Below are 18,391 nucleotides of genomic sequence, written 5' to 3' on the forward strand. Positions count from 1 at the left end.
ACCCGCGCCGGGGCCGCCGGGCCCCGCCCACTCCCCTCACCCTCCCTCACATCCCCCTCAACGCATGGTCCCATCTGCGGGTTCCCGACGGCAGCGGATACAGTCACCGTTGCGTCGACACATGGGGACAGGAGAGGGCCATTACCGGCAACCGGCAGACGAGCTGGGCGTTCGCCGATGCGTACGGCGTCGAGCACATCGAGGACCCGGCACTGCTCTGGGCACGCGACCGGGCCCAGGAAGCGGGGCTCCGCTCGGTGTCGTCCGGCACCGGATCCGCGCTGCGCCTGCTCGCCGCCGCCGTGGACGCCAAGGCCGTCGCGGAGATCGGCACGGGCACCGGCGTCTCCGGCCTGCACCTCCTGCACGGCATGCGTCCGGACGGCGTACTCACCACCGTGGACAGCGACCCCGAGTGCCAGCAGTTCGCCCGGCAGGCGTTCCGCGCCGCGGGCTTCGCCGGCAACCGCGCCCGGTTCATCCCGGGCCGCGCGCTGGAGGTCCTGCCCCGGCTGGCGGACGGCGGCTACGACCTGGTGTTCTGCGACGGTGACCGGCTGGAGTACCTCGACTACCTAGCGGAATCGTTGCGCCTGCTGCGGCCGGGCGGGGTCGTCTGCTTCGAGGGCGTCTTCGCGGACGGCCGGACGGTGGACTCGGCCGCCCAGCCGGCGGAGGTACTGCGGCTGCGCGAACTGCTCCGGGTGGTGCGGGAGTCGGCGATCCTGCTGCCGTCGCTGCTGCCGGTGGGCGACGGGCTGCTGTGCGCGGCCCGGCGGGGCTGAGGGCACGCGGGGCGACGCACGGAGTGACGCGGGCACGAGGCGACACGGGCGGGGTGACGTGGGCGAGGCCGTCGGGCCGCGTCGGCGGCCGTCGACCGCGGAAGGCCCTGGAGGGCCTGGAGGGCCTGGAGGGCCGTGGAAGGAACGGAATCTTCCGGAAGACGGCCGCCCACCGTCCCGGAAAAGAAAAAGACCTGCCCCGGCAGCCGGTTGTACACCGGCTGCCGGGGCAGGGGAAAGTCAGCGAAAGACCCGCGGTCCGGGTGTCAGACGACGACGTTCTTCAGGGCGTCGGCAAGAGCCGCCGCCTCGTCCGGGGTCAGCTCGACGACGAGACGACCGCCGCCTTCGAGCGGAACCCGCATGACGATGCCCCGCCCCTCCTTGGTCACCTCGAGCGGGCCGTCGCCCGTCCGCGGCTTCATGGCCGCCATGCTCGTTCCCCTTCCTGAAACCAGCTCATCGTCAGCCGACGACCCCTCCGAACGGGCACGTGTCACCGGCATCGAACACATTGCTTCCAGGCCATTATCCCGCATCGCGCGACCCAATGACCAACATCGGTCGGCATCCCTTCGGCAACACGCTCCGGCAAAACCACCCAATTCGGCGATTGCCCGGTCCCTGGTCGGCAACCACACACCCGCACAGAGGAACGATTCTTTGACTTCTTTGACGCAGGTCACATGCCGGCCCCCTGTTCTTCACGGCCGACTGCGGCAAGCTGACCGCTGACCGCAGTCATTCCGAGGGAGGGACGTTCCATGGCCGACACCGTGCTGTACGAGGTGACCGACGGGCTCGCGACGATCACCGTGAACCGGCCCGACGCCATGAACGCGCTGGACACCGTGACCAAGGTGGCCCTCCGTGACGCCGTCCTGCGGGCGGCGGAGGACGAGGCCGTCCGCGCCGTCCTGCTCACCGGCTCCGGCCGCGCCTTCTGCGTCGGCCAGGACCTCAGGGAGCACACCGCCTCGCTGGCCGCCGACCGCGAGCACGGCACCGCGCGGACCTGGGAGACGGTCAAGGAGCACTACTCCCCCATCACCCTCGCCCTCGCCGAGATGCCCAAGCCGGTCGTCGCCGGGGTGAACGGGGTCGCCGCCGGGGCCGGCGCGGGCTTCGCCTTCGCCGCCGACTACCGGGTCGTCGCCGACACGGCCTCCTTCAACACCGCCTTCGCCGGGGTGGCCCTCGCCGGGGACTCCGGGGTGTCCTGGACGCTGTCGCGGCTCGTGGGGCAGAGCCGGGCCATGGACCTGATGCTTTTCCCGCGGAGCGTGTCCGCGTCGGAGGCGCTCGACCTCGGCATCGCGCACAAGGTCGTGCCCGCGGCCGACCTGCTCGCGGAGGCCACCGCGGTCGCCCGGCGGCTCGCCGAGGGGCCGACGCTCACGTTCGCGGCGATCAAGCAGGCGCTGGCGTTCGGGGCGGATCACTCTCTTGCCGAGACGCTGGCGGTGGAGGAGGTCCTCCAGACCCGGGTGGGCGGGTCGGAGGATCACCGCGCCGCGGTCGAGGCGTTCCTGCGGAAGGAGCGGCCGCGGTTCGTCGGCCGGTGAGGTTTGCCCCGGTCCCGCCCTTTCGCCGTTTCCTGGGGCTGCGCCCCAGACCCCCTTTCGCGGCTCCGCCGCTCGTCCTCAAGCGCCGGACGGGCTGAAGTCAGCCCGTCCGGCGCTTGAGGACAACCGCGCGGAGCGCGGTTTCGGACCGCACGCAGCACCCCGCCAAGTGATCGTTCACCACGCCGCACGCCTGCATCAGCGCGTAAGCCGTCGTCGGTCCCACGAACCGGAACCCCCGCCTCTTCAGCTCCTTCGACAGCGCCGTGGACTCCGGTGTCAGCGCCGGCACGTCCGCCGCCGTGTGCGGCACCGGCCGGGGGTCTGCCGGAGCGAAGGACCAGACGAGCGAGGTGAGCTCGCCGGGAGCCCACTCCGCGGCCACCTTCGCGTTGGCCAGCGCGGCGCTGATCTTGGCGCGGTTGCGGATGATCCCCGGGTCGGCGAGCAGCCGTTCCGCGTCGGCGTCGGTGAAGGCCGCGACCTTGGCGATGGAGAAGCCGGCGAAGGCGGCGCGGAAGCCCTCGCGGCGGCGGAGGATGGTCAGCCAGGAGAGGCCGGACTGGAACGCCTCCAGGCATATCCGCTCGAACAGGGCGTCGTCGCCGCGGACCGGAACGCCCCACTCCGTGTCGTGGTAGCGGCGGTAGTCCTCCCGGGACGCGTCCTCCAGCCCCCACGGGCACCTCGCCAGGCCGTCCGGCCCGATCACCACGCCGTCGCTCACGGCTGCTCCCCCTCGTCGTTCTCGGTGGCCGTCCGGCTTTCCGACCGGTCCGTGACCGCGCCCCGCGTCTCCGCGCGGGCCCCCGCCAGGGCCGCCTCCAGTTCGGCGATGCGCGCGTCCCGCTCGGCCAGCTCGGCGGCCAGCCGGTCGAGGACGTCGTCCGTGTCCACCATGCGGTAACCGCGCAGGGCGACCGGCAGCCGCAGGCCGTCGACGTCCGCGCGGGCCAGCGGGCGGTCCGGGGGCAGCGACCAGGCGGTGCGGTCCGGTTCCGCCTCGGACAGCACGCCGTCACGGCCGCTCAGCACGGCGAGAGTGACCGCGGCGACCACCACGGCCAGCGCGATGAGCAGAAACCAGAACACGAGCGTCTCCCCGGGGTGCCGGCGGACGGATTCCGCCGGTCGGTCCGTCCTCCCCGATCGTGCCATGCCCGTCCGTGTCTCTTCGGGCGCCACCGGCGGTTAAGGTCGCTGGCGGACCACGGAGAGGGAGTGCGGGAGAATGCTGCGGCTGGGACGACGCGAGTTCGGGGCCCACGAGCCGGTGATCATGGCGATCGTGAACCGGACGCCGGACTCGTTCTACGACCGGGGGGCCACCTTCCAGGACGAGCCCGCGCTGGCCCGCGTCGAACAGGCGGTGGCCGAGGGCGCCGCGATCATCGACATCGGCGGGGTGAAGGCCGGTCCCGGTGAAGAGGTGACGGCCGAGGAGGAGGCCCGGCGGACCGTCGGCTTCGTCGCCGAGGTGCGCCGCCGCCACCCGGACGTGGTGATCAGCGTGGACACCTGGCGGCACGAGGTCGGCGAGGCGGTCTGCGAGGCCGGCGCGGACCTGCTGAACGACGCGTGGGGCGGTTTCGACCCCCGGCTGGCCGAGGTCGCCGCCCGGTACGGCGCCGGCCTGGTCTGTACGCACGCGGGCGGCGTCGCGCCGCGCACCCGGCCGCACCGGACGGCGTACGAGGACGTGATGGCGGACATCCTGCGGGTCACCGTGGGACTGGCCGAGCGGGCCGTCGCGCTCGGCGTCCGGCGCGACGGGATCATGATCGACCCGGGGCACGACTTCGGGAAGAACACCCGGCACTCGCTGGAGGCCACCCGGCGGCTCGGCGAGATGACGGAGACCGGCTGGCCGGTGCTGGTGTCGCTGTCCAACAAGGACTTCGTGGGCGAGACGCTGGACCGGCCGGTCAAGGAGCGGCTCCTGGGGACGCTGGCCACGACCGCGGTGTCGGCCTGGCTGGGTGCGCGGGTGTACCGGGTGCACGAGGTGGCCGAGACCCGGCAGGTGCTCGACATGGTGGCGTCCATCGCCGGCCACCGGGAGCCGGCGGTCGCCCGGCGCGGCCTGGCGTAGCCGGAGGCGGGACGGCGGCGGCGTAGGCCGGCGCGGCGGGACGGGCGGGGGCGCGGGCGGTCCGGCGCGCCCCCTTCCTCATGCCCTCAGGCCCCCGCTTCCTTCGTCACCAGCGCGATGGCCTCCTCCACGTCGTCCGTCACATGGAACAACTGGAGGTCCTGCGCCCCCACCTTGCCCTCGGCCACCAGCGTGTCCTCGATCCACCGCACCAGCCCGCCCCAGTACCCCGAGCCGAACAGGACGATCGGGAACCGCGTCACCTTCTTCGTCTGCACCAGGGTGAGCGCCTCGAACAGCTCGTCCAGCGTGCCCAGCCCGCCCGGGAGCACCACGAAGCCGCTCGCGTACTTCACGAACATCGTCTTGCGGACGAAGAAGTAGCGGAAGTCGACGCCCAGGTTCACATAGGGGTTGATGCCCTGTTCGAAGGGCAGCTCGATGCCGAGGCCGACGGAGACGCCACCCGCTTCCATCGCACCCTTGTTCGCCGCCTCCATCGCCCCGGGACCGCCGCCGGTGATCACGGCGAAGCCGGCCTCGACCAGGCCGCGGCCGATCGCGGTCGCGGCCTCGTACTCGGGCGAGTCCCGCCGGGTCCGGGCGGAGCCGAACACACTGATCGCCGGGGGGAGTTCGGCGAGAGCGCCGAAGCCCTCGACGAACTCGGACTGGATGCGCAGCACCCGGAACGGGTCCTCGTGCACCCAGTCCGCCGTCCCCCGGGTGTCCAGCAGGTGCTGGTCCGTGGTGCCCTGCTGCATCTGTCCATGGCGTCGCAGCACCGGCCCCCGGCGCTGTTCCCGCCGTGTGCGCGCCCCGTCGGAATTGACCATTCCGTGCTCCCTCCGCTGCCGTTGGTGCAGTTCAGCGTAGGCCCAACGCGCGCTGGACGGCGCCGCCGAGCGGCGGGAATCAGGCGGTCAGCCAGGCCCGCAGCCGCTCCTCGCACCGGTGGATCCGCTCCACGACCACGTGTTCGTCGCGCTTGTGCGCGTACAGCGGGTCGCCGGGCCCGTAGTTGACGGCGGGCACCCCGAGGGCGGAGAAGCGGGCCACGTCGGTCCAGCCGAACTTGGGCCGTGCCACGCCGCCGACGGCCTCCATGAACGCCGCGGCGGCCGGGTGGGAGAGGCCGGGGAGGGCGCCGCCCGAGTGGTCGTCGACGGTCATCTCGGCGACGCCGCAGTCCGCGAACACCTCGCGGACGTGGGCGATGGCCTCCTCCTCGGTGCGGTCCGGGGCGTAGCGGAAGTTCACCGTCACGGTGCACTCGTCGGGGATCACGTTGGTCGCCACCCCGCCGCCGATGCGGACGGCGTTGAGGCCCTCGTGGTAGCGGAGGCCGTCGATCACGGGCCGGCGCGGCTCGTAGGAGGCCAGCCGGGCCAGGACGGGCGCGGCGGCGTGGATCGCGTTGGAGCCCATCCAGCCGCGGGCGGAGTGGGCGCGTTCGCCCTCCATCCGCAGGATCATCCGGAGGGTGCCCTGGCAGCCGCCCTCGACCTCGGCGTCGGAGGGTTCGAGGAGGATGGCGAAGTCGCCCGCCAGCCAGTCCGGGTGGGCCTCGGCGATGTGCCCGAGGCCGTTGAGGTGCGCGGCGACCTCCTCGTTGTCGTAGAAGACGAAGGTCAGGTCGCGGTTGGGCTCCGGCACGGTGGCGGCGATGCGCAACTGGACCGCGACGCCGGACTTCATGTCGCTGGTGCCGCAGCCCCAGAGCACACCGTCGTCGAGCCGGGACGGGACGTTGTCGGCGATGGGCACGGTGTCGATGTGCCCGGCGAGGACGACGCGTTCGGCCCGGCCGAGGCGGGTGCGGGCGACGACGTTGTTGCCGTGCCGGTCCACCGTCAGGTGCGGAAGCGCGCGCAGGGCGTGCTCGATGGCGTCGGCGAGCGGCCCCTCCGTACCGCTGACCGACGGGAAGTCGACGAGGCGCGCGGTGAGCGCGGCGGCGTCGAGGGACAGGTCCAGTGCGGCGGCGTGATCCATGCGGGCGACTCTAATACGGGGCCCGGAGGGCGGTCCCGGGCCGGCGGCGGGAATCCCGGAGGTGCGCGGCGCGGCGGGACGCGCCGACACCGGAACGTCCCCCTCCACCCGCTCCCGGCCCACCCGGACACCGGGCCCGGACGAAGCGGCCCGCCACTTGTTCCGTCAAGTAACGTGGGCCGCATGCCCCCGATCTTCGCTGTCCGCCGCGGCCGACTGCTGCGCGTCGGGGCCGCCTGCGGAGTGCTGCTGGCGCTGGCCGGTTACCTGGTGGCGCACTACCTGACGGCCGGCCCGGGCGCCCCGCGCTGCACCGTGCGCGTGGACGGGGAGTCGTACTCGCTCGACCCGGAGCAGGCGGCGAACGCCTCGGCCATCACCGCCGTGGGGACGTCGCGCGGGCTGCCGGAGCGGGCCGTGACGATCGCCCTGGCCACCGCGATGCAGGAGTCGGGGCTGCGCAACATCCACCACGGCGACCGGGACTCGCAGGGCCTGTTCCAGCAGCGGCCGACGCAGGGCTGGGGCACGGCCCGTCAGATCACCGACCCGGTCTACGCGTCGGGCACGTTCTACGAGCACCTCGTCCAGGTGCCGGGCTACTCGCGGCTGCCGCTCACGGTGGCGGCGCAGAAGGTGCAGCGCAGCGGGTTCCCGCAGGCGTACGCCAAGCACGAGCCGGGTGCCTCGCTGCTCTCGGCGGCGCTGACCGGGCGGGCCCCCGCCGCGTTCAGTTGCGCGACCAGCCCCAGCGACGGGAAGCCGGGCGACCCCGCGGCGCTCCGGGCCAGGCTGCGCCGGGACTTCGGGGCGTCGGTGCTGCCGGCCGCGGAGAGCACCGGGCGGCGGGGTGCCGTCCCCCCGACGGTGACCGTCCCGGCCCGGCCGGTGCGGACGGCCGCGGTGGACGACGGGCCGCGGCGGCGGGGCTGGGAGCTGGCGTCCTGGGCTGTGGCGAACGCGGCGGAGCTGCGGATCACCCGGGTGTCGTACGACGGCCGGGTGTGGACCGCCGAGGAGTCCCGGGCCGGCTGGCGGACGGAGAGCGGCCGGTCCGACGGGGGCCCGGCGGCCGTCCGGATCACCACCGCTCAGTAGTACGAGCCTGCCCCCGTCGGGGGCATCCGCCGGAACGGAAGGTTGTCGCCCGGAGGGCCGGGGTATACGCGGCCGACCGGTGCGGCGCTTTCCCGTCACGTCGCTGGTGAACAACGGATTGTCGGCCTTTTACGTCCTCCGGTCGGCCGACTGGTTTGCCCGATTGTTCATAGACCTGATTATGCGACGCATTACCAACTCTTTACACAAGGGCACCGCAACCTTCGGAGGGCTCGGGCGGTAGTCACTGCGTCCGCACGCCGGACAGCGAACGACAGTCACACCCGTCGAAGCACACCCCGTCGAAGGAGCATCATGTCCCTCCCCCTCACGCGTCGGATCGCCCAGGTCGCCCTGCTGGTCGCGGCGGGCGCCGCCCCCGTCGTCGGCGCGGCCGGCGCGGCGAGCGCGGACGCGCTCAAGGCCCCCGAGCTGGGCGGTCTGACCGCGGTGGACGCCGCCCAGGTGGGCAACCACGTCGAGACGGTCTCCAAGACGGCCGACGCGGTGACGACGGACGCGGGCAACAAGGTCGTGCACACCGCCCTGCCCGCCGCCAAGAAGGCGCTGGGCACCACCAGCACCACCGGCAAGGCCACCCTGAAGTCCGGCCAGCAGACCGCGGGCCACCTGGCGGGCACCACCGGCTCGACGGTCGGCGGCGCGGCCAAGGCCGTCGGCAAGGGCGGCTCGGTCGGCAAGGGCCTGCCCACCGACCAGCTCGCGGGCGGCGGCGTGACCAAGTCCCTGCCCCTCGGCGGCTGAACCGGCCGCACGAGCGGTCCTGCCGCACGGCCGGCCCGGTCCGGGGCCGCGTCCACCGGCCCGCGGACCGGACGGCACCACGGCAGGAGCCGCCCACGCGGCGCGCGAAGGGCCCGGGAAACCCCTCCCGGGCCCTTCGCGCGCGTGTACGGGGTCGTACGGGGTCCGTCCGGCCGCTCAGCCGGCCAGGCGGCGGACGGCCGCCTCCACCCGCTCGTCGGTCGCGGTGAAGGCGATCCGCACGAAGCGCTCGCCCGCCGCGCCGTAGAAGTCGCCGGGCGCGACGAGGATGCCACGCTTCGACAGCTCCCCGACGGTGTCCCAGCACGGCTCGTCCCGGGTGGCCCACAGGTACAGCGACGCCTCGCTGTGCTCGATGCGGAACCCGGCGCCCTCGAAGGCGGCCCGCAGGGCGGCCCGGCGGCGGGCGTAGCGCGCCCGCTGCTCGGTGACGTGCGCGGTGTCGCCGAGCGCGGCCACCGTGGCGGCCTGCACCGGGGCGGCGACCATCATCCCGCCGTGCTTGCGGATCCTCAGCAGCTCGCCCAGCACGGCCGCGTCACCGGCGAGGAACGCGGCCCGGTAGCCGGCCAGGTTGGAACGCTTGGACAGCGAGTGGACGGCCACGATCCCCTCGTACGAGCCCCCGCAGACGTCCGGGTGGAGGACGGAGACCGGCTCGGTCTCCCAGCCCAGCTCCAGGTAGCACTCGTCGCTGACGAGCAGGACGCCGTGCTCGCGGGCCCAGGCGACCGCGCGGCGCAGCTCGTCCGCCGCCATGACGCGGCCGGTGGGGTTCGAGGGCGAGTTCAGCCAGAGCACCTTGAGGCCGGCCGGGTCGAGCCCCGCCACCGCGGCGTCGGACGTGAAGGTGTCGGCGTCGTAGACGACGGGTTCGGCGCCCGCCAGCCGGGCGCCCACCTCGTACGTCGGGTAGGCGAGCCGCGGGTACGCGACCTTGTCGCCGGCCCCGAGGCCGAGCTGGGTGGGCAGCCAGGCGACCAGCTCCTTGGAGCCGACGACCGGCAGCACGTTCTCGTGCGCCATCCCGCGGGCGCCCAGCCGGCGCTCCGTCCAGTCGGTGAGCGCGTCGCGCAGGGCGGCCGTGCCCCAGACCGTCGGATAGCCGGGGCTGTCCGCCGCCTCGGCGAGGGCCCGGCGGACCACCGCCGGCACCGGGTCCACCGGCGTGCCCACGGACAGGTCCACGATGCCGTCCGGGTGTGCGGCGGCCGTGGCCTTGTAGGGCTCCAGGCGGTCCCAGGGGAAGACGGGGAGGCGGGAGGAGACTGCGGTCACGCTGGGCTGCTCGCTCTCTTGGCTGGGGTGGTCCGTGGGGTGGGCGGGGAATGCCGCGGCCCCGTACGGCGGTGGGCTGTACGGGGCCGGGTGCGGTGCCTAGGGGCAGCTCACTGGTTCTGCGGCGGCAGCGCGGCGATGAACGGGTGGTCCCGCTCGATCAGCCCCATCTTGGAGGCACCACCGGGCGAGCCGAGCTCGTCGAAGAACTCGACGTTCGCCTTGTAGTAGTCCTTCCACTCGTCCGGGGTGTCGTCCTCGTAGAAGATCGCCTCCACGGGGCAGACCGGCTCACAGGCGCCACAGTCGACACATTCGTCCGGGTGGATGTACAAGGACCGGGAGCCCTCGTAGATGCAGTCGACGGGGCACTCCTCGATGCACGCCTTGTCCTTCACGTCGACACAAGGCTGCGCGATGACGTAGGTCACGCTGTCGTTCCTCCTCGGTAGGGGTCATCTCGCGCGGGAGCGCGGCGTCGTCGATGCCCACACCTAGTATCTCCGTTCCGGGGCACATCACGAACAGGAGGGGCTGGGAGAGCTGTGGAATTCACCACGGGCGGGCGGCTGGAAATCCGGATCAGTTCCGACGATGTAGGGAAAAGGGTGTCGGTGCGGGCGTTGAACGACCGTACCCGTTCCCCGGAACGGTTCGCCGACGCCGTGGGGGTGCTCGACTCCTGGACCGGGGGTGTGTTGCGGATCACACGGCGCGACGGGCGGACGGTCGAGGTGGCCGAGGACGCGCTCGTCGCGGGCAAGGTCGTACCGGCCGCTCCCGCGCGGCGGCGCGGACCGGCGGCGACCACGCGCGAGCTCCAGGAGACCGCGGCGCGCGGCTGGCCGGCCACCGAGACCGGGCGGCTGGGCGACTGGACGCTGCGCGCGGCCGGCGGCTTCACGGCCCGCGCCAACTCGGCACTTCCCCTGGGACGTTCCGGACTGCCGCTGCCGGAGGCGCTGGACCGTGTCACCTCCTGGTACCACGAGCGGGGGCTCCCGGCGCGCGTCCAGGTCACCACCGGCGACCCGGCGGAGGACGAGCGGCTCGACGCGGAGCTGGCCGCGCGGGGCTGGACCGGCGAGCGGTACGCGGTACTGCGGACGGCCGCCCTGGCGCCGCTCGCGGACACGGCCGAGGACACGGACGCGGTCCTGCTGAGCCGCGAACCGGACGAGGCGTGGCTGCGCGCGTACGGCCGCGTCGAGGACCCCGCCGCGGCCCGCGCGGTCCTGACCGGCGGGCCCTCCGTGTGGTTCGCCGCCGTCCCCGGCGCCGCGATGGGACGCTGCGTGGTCGACGGCCGCTGGGCCGGGTTCGCCGCGCTGGAGGTCGCACCCGAGCACCGGCGGCGCGGGCTGGCGACGCTGGTCATGGCCAGGCTCGCGCGGCAGGCGCTGGACGAGGGCGCCTCCGCGGCGTACCTCCAGGTGGAGACCGGCAACGCGGGCGCCCTGGCACTGTACGACCGGCTCGGCTTCACGACGCACCACGCCTACCACTACCGTCGCGAGCCGGAGCACTGAGCGGCGGCGGACCGCCGGACCCCGGAGGCCGCGCGGACACCGCCCTGAAGGGACGACCATGGAGGAGCACCGACGGCGCGCGCTGACCGCGCGGCCGGAGCACACGGCGGACGGAAGGCCGGAATGACCGAGACCACCGGCCGGCGGCGGTTCGCCGAGGAGGCCCGCGAGGAGCGGCCCGACCTGGCGCTGCTGTGCCTGCTGATCGCCGCCGAGGCGGACCCCGGGTTCGGGGAACGCGAGCTCGACGCGGCCCAGATGGAGCTGGACCGGCTCGCCGGGATGCTTCCCGCCCTCGGCCGGCACGCCGAGCCGGCCCGCTGGGCGGCGGCCCTCGCGGAGCTGCTCGGCGACCGCTGCGGCTTCCACGGCACCCCCGCCGACTACCGCCGGCTGGAGTCCTCCCTCCTCCCCGCGGTGCTGAAGCGGCGCCGGGGGCTGCCGATCCTGCTGTCCGTGGTGTGGCTTGAGGTGGCCCGGCGGGCCGGAGCGCCGGTGTACGGAGTGGCGCTGCCCGGCCACTTCGTCGTCGGCTTCGGCACCCCGGACGGGCGGCATGTGCTGGCCGACCCCTTCGAGGGCGGCCGGACGCTGTCCGAGGAGGAGGCCGGCCTGCTCGTCGCCGGCGCGACGGGCACCCCGGTGCCGCCCGCCGCGTTCTCGCCCGCCGAACCCCTGGAGATCGTCCTCCGGATCCTCAACAACATCCGCGCCTGGGCGGCGGCCCGCCCGGAACGCGGCGGCGTCCGGCTCTGGGCCGTGGAACTCTCCCTGCTGCTCCCCAGCCACCCGGCGCGGCTCCGTCACGAGCACGCCGAACTGCTCGTCGAACGCGGCGAGTTCGCGCGCGGGGCACGGGAACTGGAGGAGTACGCCGAGGTGATCGCTCCGGTGGAACCGGAGACCGCGGAGGCGGTCCGCCGGCAGGCGCTGGCGGCGCGGGCACTGCTCAACTGACGGCTCGCCGCCGGACGCTCAGAGCCACCCCTTCTCGCGCGCGATGCGCACCGCGTCGGCCCGGTTGCGCGCCCCGGTCTTCCGGATCGCCGTCGACAGGTAGTTACGCACGGTCCCGTGCGACAGGTGGAGGGTCCTCGCCAGCTCCGCGTTGCTCGACCCGTCGGCCGACGCGCGCAGCACCGACCGCTCGCGCTCCGTCAGCGGATCCGCCCCCTCGGCGAGGGCCGCCGCCGCGAGGGCCGGGTCGATGACCCGCTCGCCGCGCAGCACCCGGCGCACGGCGTCCGCCAGTTGTGCCGCCGGGGCGTCCTTGACCAGGAACGCCGACGCCCCCGCCTCCATCGCCCGGCGCAGATACCCCGGCCGCCCGAACGTCGTGAGGATCACCACCCGCACCTCCGGCGCCTCCCGCCCCAGCAGGGCCGCCGCCTCCAGCCCGGTCAGCCCGGGCATCTCGATGTCCAGCAACGCCACATCCGGCCGCACCCGCCGCGCCGCCTCCACCACCTCGTCCCCCCGCGCCACCTGCGCGACCACCTCGATGTCCCCCTCCAGATCCAGCAACGCCGCGAGCGCCTCCCGGACCATCGACTGATCCTCGGCGAGAAGCACCCTGACACGGGCGGCGGCGGACGGCTCGGCGGAGGTTTCGGTCATGCGGCCAGAGTAGGGGGCCGGACGGGGGCATTCCGCTCGTCGGGGGTGGCGGGGAAGCCGGGGGTGACGGCACGGGTGCCGGAGCTCGCGTCACCTACTCACCGTCCCTGAGTACCGGCGCTCAGGCGCTCCCCGGCCACCGGCCGGTTGGATGGGGACCTCCGAACACACCGGCTTCGGACCCGACGACGTCGATCCGATCGCTCCCGGCCCCCGGGGAGATCGCGGAGCGGAGCAGGCCATGACATCCCGCAAGACCGCTTGGACGGTGGCCTGCCTGCTCGCCGTCACCGGGTGCGGAGGACCCGGGACGTGGGGAAACTCCGGAGCGAAGGAGCACCGCCCGGGGACCATGCGGCAGGGGGCGGAACGCGCGGACCGCATTCTGGACGACACCACGAAATCCGTCGCCCCACCCGTTCGCTGGGTTCATGGCACGTCCATCAGTGCCCTGTGCACCGGATCCGGCACGACCGGGGCGGTCACCCGGCAGCGCACCGTACTGACCATCATTTCTCCCGAGCGCCGAGGAGGTTTCCTCGGCATCGTCGAGCGCCACTGGAAAAGCCGCGGTTACAAGATCACGGCGAACGATCCGAGCAAGGAATTTCCCGCCCTGTTCGCGACCACGCCGGGCGAGTACCGGATGAGTCTGCAGGTCGGCGCCAAGGGGCAGGCGTTCTTCGACGTCACCACGCCGTGCCTCGACAAGTCCCCGGTTCCCGACCCTGCCGGCGAGCAGGGCGCTCCGCCGCTTCAGGATGGGGAAATCCCGTTCCCGGATCACACCTCGGATTTCTGGTCGGTGAAGAAACCCATGCCGCCCGAGACCGGCTGACACGCCGCTGTACCCCACGCGGAGGAAAGCGACCGGCAAACCGCCGCCTCAGAAGGTCCCTTGTCGCCCTTCGGGAGATGCCTGAGCGCACGATTCCGCGCGGGAGAGGGGCACGGTGGCGTGGAGGCGGAAGCCGCCGTGGGGGGTGGGGGTGGTGGTGAGGCGGCCGTCGGCCAGGGCCAGGCGTTCGGCGAGGCCCGTGAGGCCGTTGCCGTAGGGGCGTTGGGGGCCCCGGCCGTCGTCGGTGACCGTGAGGTGGAGTTCGTCGCCGCTCTCGGTGAGGGTGACCTCGCAGCGGCGGGCGCCGCTGTGCCGGACGGCGTTGGTGACGGCCTCGCGGAGGGCCCAGGCGAGGGCGCCCTCCGCGTCGGGGGCGAGGTCGGGGTGGCCGGTGCCGGCCCGGGTGAGGTCGGCGGTGATGCCGGCGGCGGCGAGGGCCGTGCGGGCGCCGGCGAGTTCGCCCTCCAGGGTGGGGCGGCGGAAGCCGGTGACCGCCTCGCGGACGTCGACGAGGGCCTGCCGGCTGACCCGTTCGATGTCGGCGACCTGCTGGGCCGCCTGCTCGGGGCGGTCCGGCAGCATCCGGCCGGCGAGCTCGCTCTTGAGGGTGATGAGGGAGAGGGAGTGGCCGAGCAGGTCGTGCAGGTCGCGGGCGAGCCGGAGGCGCTCCTCGTTGGCCGCGAGCTGGGCGACCGCGGCCCGCGCCTCGCGGAGTTCCCGCATGGTGCGGCCCATCTGGGTGACGGCCACCATCGCGCCCCCGCCGACCAGGGTGGCCGTGAGCACGAGGAACAGGCCGCTGTCCATGTCGCCGTGGAGCAGCCCCAGGGTCAGTACGGTGGCGCCGATCGCGGCGATGGCCCGGGGCGCCCACCGGACGGGCAGCATCACGGCGCTGGAGATGGAGACGTAGACCAGGAGGGTGAGCCAGACCCCGCCGAGCGTCATGACCATGAGCAGGGACAGCGCGTACAGGCCGGCCAGGATGGCCAGCCGTCCCCGGCCGGGGCCGTCGTCCGGCCGGGGGCCGAAGATCAGGTAGAGGTAGCCGGTGAGGAAGACGCAGAGCCCGCACCAGCCGAACGCGGTGCCGGCCGGCGAGTGCCGGCCGCCGGTGAGGTCGGCGACCGCGTACATGAGGTAGGTCAGGTACAGGACGGTCCAGCACGACTTGACCAGGAACTGCCGCCGCGTCTCGGGGGCCCTGCCGATCACCATGTCACCGTTCCCGTCCATGTCCCCGAGTCTGCCGCAGGGCCGGCGGCCGGCCGGTGCCCGGTCACGCCTTGTGGGTGTCCCTGCGGTACAGCCAGGCCGCGGCGCCGCTGAAGAGCACCAGGTAGCCGACGAGCAGCAGGACGTCCCGGGTGCCGGGTGCGTCGCCGCGCTCGATGGCCTGGCCGAGGCCGGCGTAGGCGTGGGTGGGGACGTAGTCGGCGATCGACTGGAGCCAGTGCGGGAAGGCCGCGGAGGGCATCCACAGGCCGCCGAGTGCGGCCAGACCGAAGTAGACGATCATCACGATGGGACGGACGGCGTCCCCGGTGGCCAGGTAGCCGATGGCCACGCCGAGCGCCGCGAAGACGCAACTGCCGGCCCAGATGACGGCGGTCAGGGAGACCCACTGCCAGGCCTCCAGGCGGACGCCCTTGACCGCGGCGGCCATGGCGAACACCACGAGGATGCCCGGCAGGGAGACCACGGCGGCCGAGGCGATCTTCGCGGTCACATAGCCGCGGCCCGGCAGCGCGGTCAGCCGCAACTGGCGCACCCAGCCCTTCTCGCGCTCTTTGGCGATGCGCTCGGCGTTGCCGATCAGGACGGCCGTGATGGCGCCGAAGGTGGCCATGGAGACCATGTACAGCACCGGGAAGGTCAGCCCGGTGTCGCCCAGCTTCTCGTCGCTCTTCGATCCGGACGCGATCAGCAGGTAGAGCGCCGCCGGGTAGAGCACCGAGAAGAACATGAACTTCTTGTTGCGCAGGGTGCGCGTGATTTCCAGCTTGACCAGGGTGTTCATGCGGAGACCGCCTCCCCGGCGGTGGCGGCGTCGGTGATGGCGATGAAGGCCTGCTCCAGGCCGAGGCCCGCGACCTCGAGGTTGCGCGGGAACAGCCCCAGCCCGTACAGGGCGTGCACGGTGGCGTCGGCGTCGTGCGACTGGATGCGGACCGTGCGCCCGGAGACCTCCAGGCCGGCGAGGCTCGGCAGGGCGCGCAGGGCGGCCTCGGGGATCTCGCCGTCCAGGTCGAAGACGATCCGGCGGGCGCCGGCCTTGGCCTTGATCTCGGCCGCGGAGCCGTCCGCGAGGATCCGGCCGCGGTGGAGGACGATGACGCGGTCGGCGATCGCGTCGGCCTCCTCCAGGTAGTGGGTGGCGAAGAGGACGGCGCGGCCCTCGTCCGCCTGGCGGCGCATGGCGCCCCAGAACGTCTGGCGGGAGGTGACGTCCATGCCCGTCGTCGGCTCGTCGAGGACGATCAGGTCGTTCGCGCCGGCCGTCGCGAGTGCGAAGCGCACCCGCTGCTCCTGGCCGCCGGAGAGCTTGTTGACCAGCCGGTCCGCGATCTCGGTGATGCCCGCCTGCTCCATGACCCGGTCGACCGGGTACGCCCGCGGGTGCAGGTCGCAGGCGAGCCGCACCAGTTCGCGGACCTTGACCTCCTCCATCAGACCGCCGCTCTGCAGCATCGCGCCGACCATGCCCTGTTCGAGCGCGCGCTGCGGGGTGGTGCCGAAGAGCTCGACGGTGCCGGAATCGGGGCGGCTCAGGCCGAGGAGGAGGTCGAGGGTGGTGGACTTGCCGGCGCCGTTGGGGCCGAGGAGGGCGACGGTCTCACCCGGGTACAACCGGAGATCGAGATCGGCCACGGCGCGCACGGTGCCGTAGCTCTTGTTGACGTTCGCGAAGCTGACGGCGGGAGCGGCTCCCGCGCGCCGGCTGTCCCCCGTGAACGTCCCTGCGGTGATGGTCATGGCACCATCCTCGCCGGGCGGCGGCGCGCGGGGCAGTGTCGGCCGTCGTGTGCTCGGCATGACAGATGTCATGTACCGGCTGCGCCGGGCCCGGATACGGAAGGTTCCCGCACGAGCCTCGCATGCGGCGGGCCCCCGCACCGGCACCCGATGCGGCAGGTCCCCGCACCGGCGACCGGGACGGGGACCTCCGTACGACGTGCCGGCGGTCAGCCGACGTTCGTCTTGATGACGACCAGCCGCTCGGCCGGCGTCGTGCCGCGCAGCGCCTTGCCGAGCGCGCCGGCGACGTCCTGCGGGGTGACGGGCGTCTTGCTGCCGTTCCCCCGCGTGATCAGGACGCCGTCGAAGCTCTTGCCGTAGAGCGCCTTGATCGCTTCGAGGTTGTAGCTCTCCACGAGCTTGCCGCCGACCTCCTTCACCGTGAGGATCTTCGGCAGGGAGATGGCCGGGCCGAACTGGACGCGGTGCAGCGGGTCCGTCTGGATCGTGACCCGGTCGGACATCGCCGGCTTGGCGAACTCCTCCATCATCCGGTCCACCTCGGCGTTGGACACCTTCGGCTGCCGGTTGACGGTCGGCAGCGTCACGGCGACGTCCTTGCCCGTCTCGGCACGCTCCCGGTAGGCGTCGGCCACGGCCTCGACGCCCTTGTCGACGTCGACGCCCTGGTACGACTTGCCGTACACCGGGACCGCCTTGCCGGGAACGAAGCGGATCGTTCCGTCCTTGGCACCGCCGGACTCGCCCGCGAGGGACTTGAGCGCGGCGGCGACCTTCTCCTCGTCGACCGTCACCGTCGGCTGGACCTTCCGGCCGCTGCCGACGAGGGAGCCCACGACGGTGACGGGGTTGTAGTCCCGGCCGGAGACCGAGCGGACGGTCTCCTGGGTGTCGATGGACAGCCCGGCCACGGACGGCTTCAGGTCCGCCTTCTTGCCGCCGATGGTCACCTTCAGCGGCGCGTTCGCCCGGTCGGCGACCTTGGCGTCGAGCTTCTGCACGGCCTGCTCCTTGGAGCTGCCGCCGATGTCGACACCGAGCACGGTGGTGCCCTGCGGGACGTCGGAGTGGTTCATCACCAGACCGGCGCCGTAGGCGACACCGCCCAAGGCGATCACCGCGCCGGCCAGCAGGACGAGCTTGTTGCGCCCCTTCTTCTTGGGCGCGCTCTTCGCGGCGGCCTTGGCCGGGGGCTTGGGCGCGCTCGGCGCGGCACCCTGGACCGTGCCCGGCGGCTTGGGGACCGACGGACCGCCGGGCTTGGGCACCGACGGACCGCCCTGCCCGGCCGCCGCGCCCGCCTTGGGCTTGGGCACGGCGATGCGCGGTGCACCGCTGTCGACGGGCGGCTTGGGCACGGCGACGCGGGGGGAGCCGCCGTCGAGCGGCGCCTTCGGGCCGCCCGGGGCCTTCGGCCCACCGGGTGCGGTCACCGGCGGCATGCCGCTGACCAGCGTCTCCGCGGCCGGGTTCGGGCGCGCGGCGCCGGGCGGCGGCGGGACGGAGCCCGTGGGGCCGGGCGGCGGCACCTTCGGGCCGGGCCGCTGCTGCCGACCTGCCTGCTGACCCGCCTGCGGCGCGGCCTGCGGAGCGCCCTTGGCGGCGCCCTTCTTCTTTTTGCCCTGCTTCTGGTTCTGCTTCTGGCTCTGGTTCTGGCCCTGCTTCTGTCCGGCCCCGGGGCCGGGCGGCGGCACGACCGGGGACTGGCCCACGGGCGGCGGCACGGCGGGGAAGCCGTCCGGCGGGGTGTCCGTCCGGTTGCCGACGGGGAACGGCAGGCGGGGGCCCTGGCCCTGCTGCCCGCCCGGGCCCGGGTTCTGCCCCTGGCC

The 18,391-nt window shown here is 73.5% G+C and carries 19 protein-coding genes; 8 read left to right on the plus strand and 11 right to left on the minus strand.

The annotated features are described in order from the left end of the window. Positions 1 to 74: 74 nt before the first annotated feature. Entirely contained in the window at positions 75 to 785 is a 711-nt protein-coding gene (locus ACZ6X9_RS02990) for an O-methyltransferase (RefSeq protein ID WP_469776633.1), read from the plus strand. 266 nt (positions 786 to 1,051) lie between these two features. On the opposite strand, the gene ACZ6X9_RS02995 is transcribed toward ACZ6X9_RS02990, so the two are convergent. Further along, positions 1,052 to 1,219, minus strand: a complete 168-nt coding sequence (locus tag ACZ6X9_RS02995; protein ID WP_004950282.1) for a DUF3117 domain-containing protein — start codon at positions 1,217 to 1,219, stop codon at positions 1,052 to 1,054. 330 nt (positions 1,220 to 1,549) lie between these two features. Between ACZ6X9_RS02995 and ACZ6X9_RS03000 the strand changes: the two genes are divergently transcribed. Continuing rightward, complete coding sequence (locus tag ACZ6X9_RS03000; protein ID WP_469776136.1) at positions 1,550 to 2,350, plus strand: enoyl-CoA hydratase-related protein; 801 nt, start codon at positions 1,550 to 1,552, stop codon at positions 2,348 to 2,350. A gap of 100 nt (positions 2,351 to 2,450) precedes the next feature. Here ACZ6X9_RS03000 and ACZ6X9_RS03005 read toward each other — a convergent pair whose 3' ends face one another. Together ACZ6X9_RS03005 and ACZ6X9_RS03010 are read right to left on the minus strand one after the other, a co-directional pair. Then, positions 2,451 to 3,077, minus strand: a complete 627-nt coding sequence (locus tag ACZ6X9_RS03005) for a DNA-3-methyladenine glycosylase I (RefSeq protein ID WP_469776137.1) — start codon at positions 3,075 to 3,077, stop codon at positions 2,451 to 2,453. Next, positions 3,074 to 3,442, minus strand: coding sequence for a DivIVA domain-containing protein (locus tag ACZ6X9_RS03010; protein ID WP_469776138.1), 369 nt, complete (start codon positions 3,440 to 3,442; stop codon positions 3,074 to 3,076). The genes ACZ6X9_RS03005 and ACZ6X9_RS03010 overlap by 4 nt, the downstream gene beginning before the upstream one ends. 139 nt (positions 3,443 to 3,581) lie before the next feature. Between ACZ6X9_RS03010 and folP the strand changes: the two genes are divergently transcribed. Continuing rightward, the gene (gene folP / locus ACZ6X9_RS03015; RefSeq protein ID WP_469776139.1) at positions 3,582 to 4,442 is read left to right on the plus strand and encodes a dihydropteroate synthase; all 861 of its coding nucleotides are present in this window, start codon (positions 3,582 to 3,584) and stop codon (positions 4,440 to 4,442) included. A gap of 86 nt (positions 4,443 to 4,528) precedes the next feature. Here the strand turns inward: folP and ACZ6X9_RS03020 are convergent, their stop codons facing one another. Both ACZ6X9_RS03020 and dapE read right to left on the minus strand, forming a co-directional pair. Further along, positions 4,529 to 5,278 (minus strand): LOG family protein, encoded by a 750-nt coding sequence (locus ACZ6X9_RS03020; RefSeq protein ID WP_469776140.1) that lies wholly within the window; start codon positions 5,276 to 5,278, stop codon positions 4,529 to 4,531. A gap of 79 nt (positions 5,279 to 5,357) precedes the next feature. Continuing rightward, positions 5,358 to 6,437, minus strand: a complete 1,080-nt coding sequence (dapE, locus tag ACZ6X9_RS03025) for a succinyl-diaminopimelate desuccinylase (protein ID WP_469776141.1) — start codon at positions 6,435 to 6,437, stop codon at positions 5,358 to 5,360. A 183-nt stretch (positions 6,438 to 6,620) separates the two neighbouring features. Between dapE and ACZ6X9_RS03030 the strand changes: the two genes are divergently transcribed. Beyond that, positions 6,621 to 7,535 carry a VldE C-terminal domain-containing protein gene (locus ACZ6X9_RS03030; RefSeq protein WP_469776142.1) on the plus strand — a complete coding sequence of 305 codons (915 nt, stop codon included), beginning with the start codon at positions 6,621 to 6,623 and terminating at the stop codon, positions 7,533 to 7,535. A gap of 315 nt (positions 7,536 to 7,850) precedes the next feature. Further along, positions 7,851 to 8,300: an ATP-binding protein gene (locus tag ACZ6X9_RS03035; protein ID WP_469776143.1), complete on the plus strand. Its 450-nt coding sequence runs from the start codon at positions 7,851 to 7,853 to the stop codon at positions 8,298 to 8,300. A gap of 177 nt (positions 8,301 to 8,477) precedes the next feature. Here ACZ6X9_RS03035 and dapC read toward each other — a convergent pair whose 3' ends face one another. Further along, entirely contained in the window at positions 8,478 to 9,599 is a 1,122-nt protein-coding gene (gene dapC / locus ACZ6X9_RS03040) for a succinyldiaminopimelate transaminase (RefSeq protein ID WP_469776144.1), read from the minus strand. 110 nt (positions 9,600 to 9,709) lie between these two features. Beyond that, complete coding sequence (gene fdxA / locus ACZ6X9_RS03045) at positions 9,710 to 10,030, minus strand: ferredoxin (RefSeq protein WP_436779551.1); 321 nt, start codon at positions 10,028 to 10,030, stop codon at positions 9,710 to 9,712. Positions 10,031 to 10,144: 114 nt separating this feature from the next. Between fdxA and ACZ6X9_RS03050 the strand changes: the two genes are divergently transcribed. Together ACZ6X9_RS03050 and ACZ6X9_RS03055 are read left to right on the plus strand one after the other, a co-directional pair. Continuing rightward, positions 10,145 to 11,128, plus strand: a complete 984-nt coding sequence (locus ACZ6X9_RS03050; RefSeq protein ID WP_469776145.1) for a GNAT family N-acetyltransferase — start codon at positions 10,145 to 10,147, stop codon at positions 11,126 to 11,128. A gap of 123 nt (positions 11,129 to 11,251) precedes the next feature. After that, complete coding sequence (locus ACZ6X9_RS03055) at positions 11,252 to 12,085, plus strand: transglutaminase-like and tetratricopeptide repeat-containing protein (protein WP_469776146.1); 834 nt, start codon at positions 11,252 to 11,254, stop codon at positions 12,083 to 12,085. Between the two features lie 18 nt (positions 12,086 to 12,103). Here ACZ6X9_RS03055 and ACZ6X9_RS03060 read toward each other — a convergent pair whose 3' ends face one another. Continuing rightward, on the minus strand, positions 12,104 to 12,745 hold the full coding sequence (locus ACZ6X9_RS03060) for a response regulator (protein ID WP_469776147.1): 642 nt from the start codon (positions 12,743 to 12,745) through the stop codon (positions 12,104 to 12,106). A gap of 241 nt (positions 12,746 to 12,986) precedes the next feature. Here ACZ6X9_RS03060 and ACZ6X9_RS03065 point away from each other — a divergent pair, with 241 nt between their 5' ends. Further along, the gene (locus ACZ6X9_RS03065) at positions 12,987 to 13,583 is read left to right on the plus strand and encodes a hypothetical protein (RefSeq protein WP_469776148.1); all 597 of its coding nucleotides are present in this window, start codon (positions 12,987 to 12,989) and stop codon (positions 13,581 to 13,583) included. A gap of 48 nt (positions 13,584 to 13,631) precedes the next feature. On the opposite strand, the gene ACZ6X9_RS03070 is transcribed toward ACZ6X9_RS03065, so the two are convergent. From ACZ6X9_RS03070 to ACZ6X9_RS03080, 3 genes are read right to left on the minus strand one after another with little or no spacing between them, the layout of a single operon-like run. Beyond that, a complete protein-coding gene (locus ACZ6X9_RS03070; RefSeq protein ID WP_469776149.1) occupies positions 13,632 to 14,819 on the minus strand; it encodes a sensor histidine kinase in 1,188 nt (395 codons plus the stop codon). A 43-nt stretch (positions 14,820 to 14,862) separates the two neighbouring features. Continuing rightward, complete coding sequence (locus ACZ6X9_RS03075) at positions 14,863 to 15,603, minus strand: ABC transporter permease (protein ID WP_469776150.1); 741 nt, start codon at positions 15,601 to 15,603, stop codon at positions 14,863 to 14,865. Next, a complete protein-coding gene (locus ACZ6X9_RS03080; RefSeq protein WP_469776151.1) occupies positions 15,600 to 16,559 on the minus strand; it encodes an ABC transporter ATP-binding protein in 960 nt (319 codons plus the stop codon). Before ACZ6X9_RS03080 ends, ACZ6X9_RS03075 begins: the two co-directional genes overlap by 4 nt. Between the last annotated feature and the right edge of the window lie 1,832 nt (positions 16,560 to 18,391).

Source organism: Streptomyces sp. NPDC052910, from assembly GCF_055585605.1.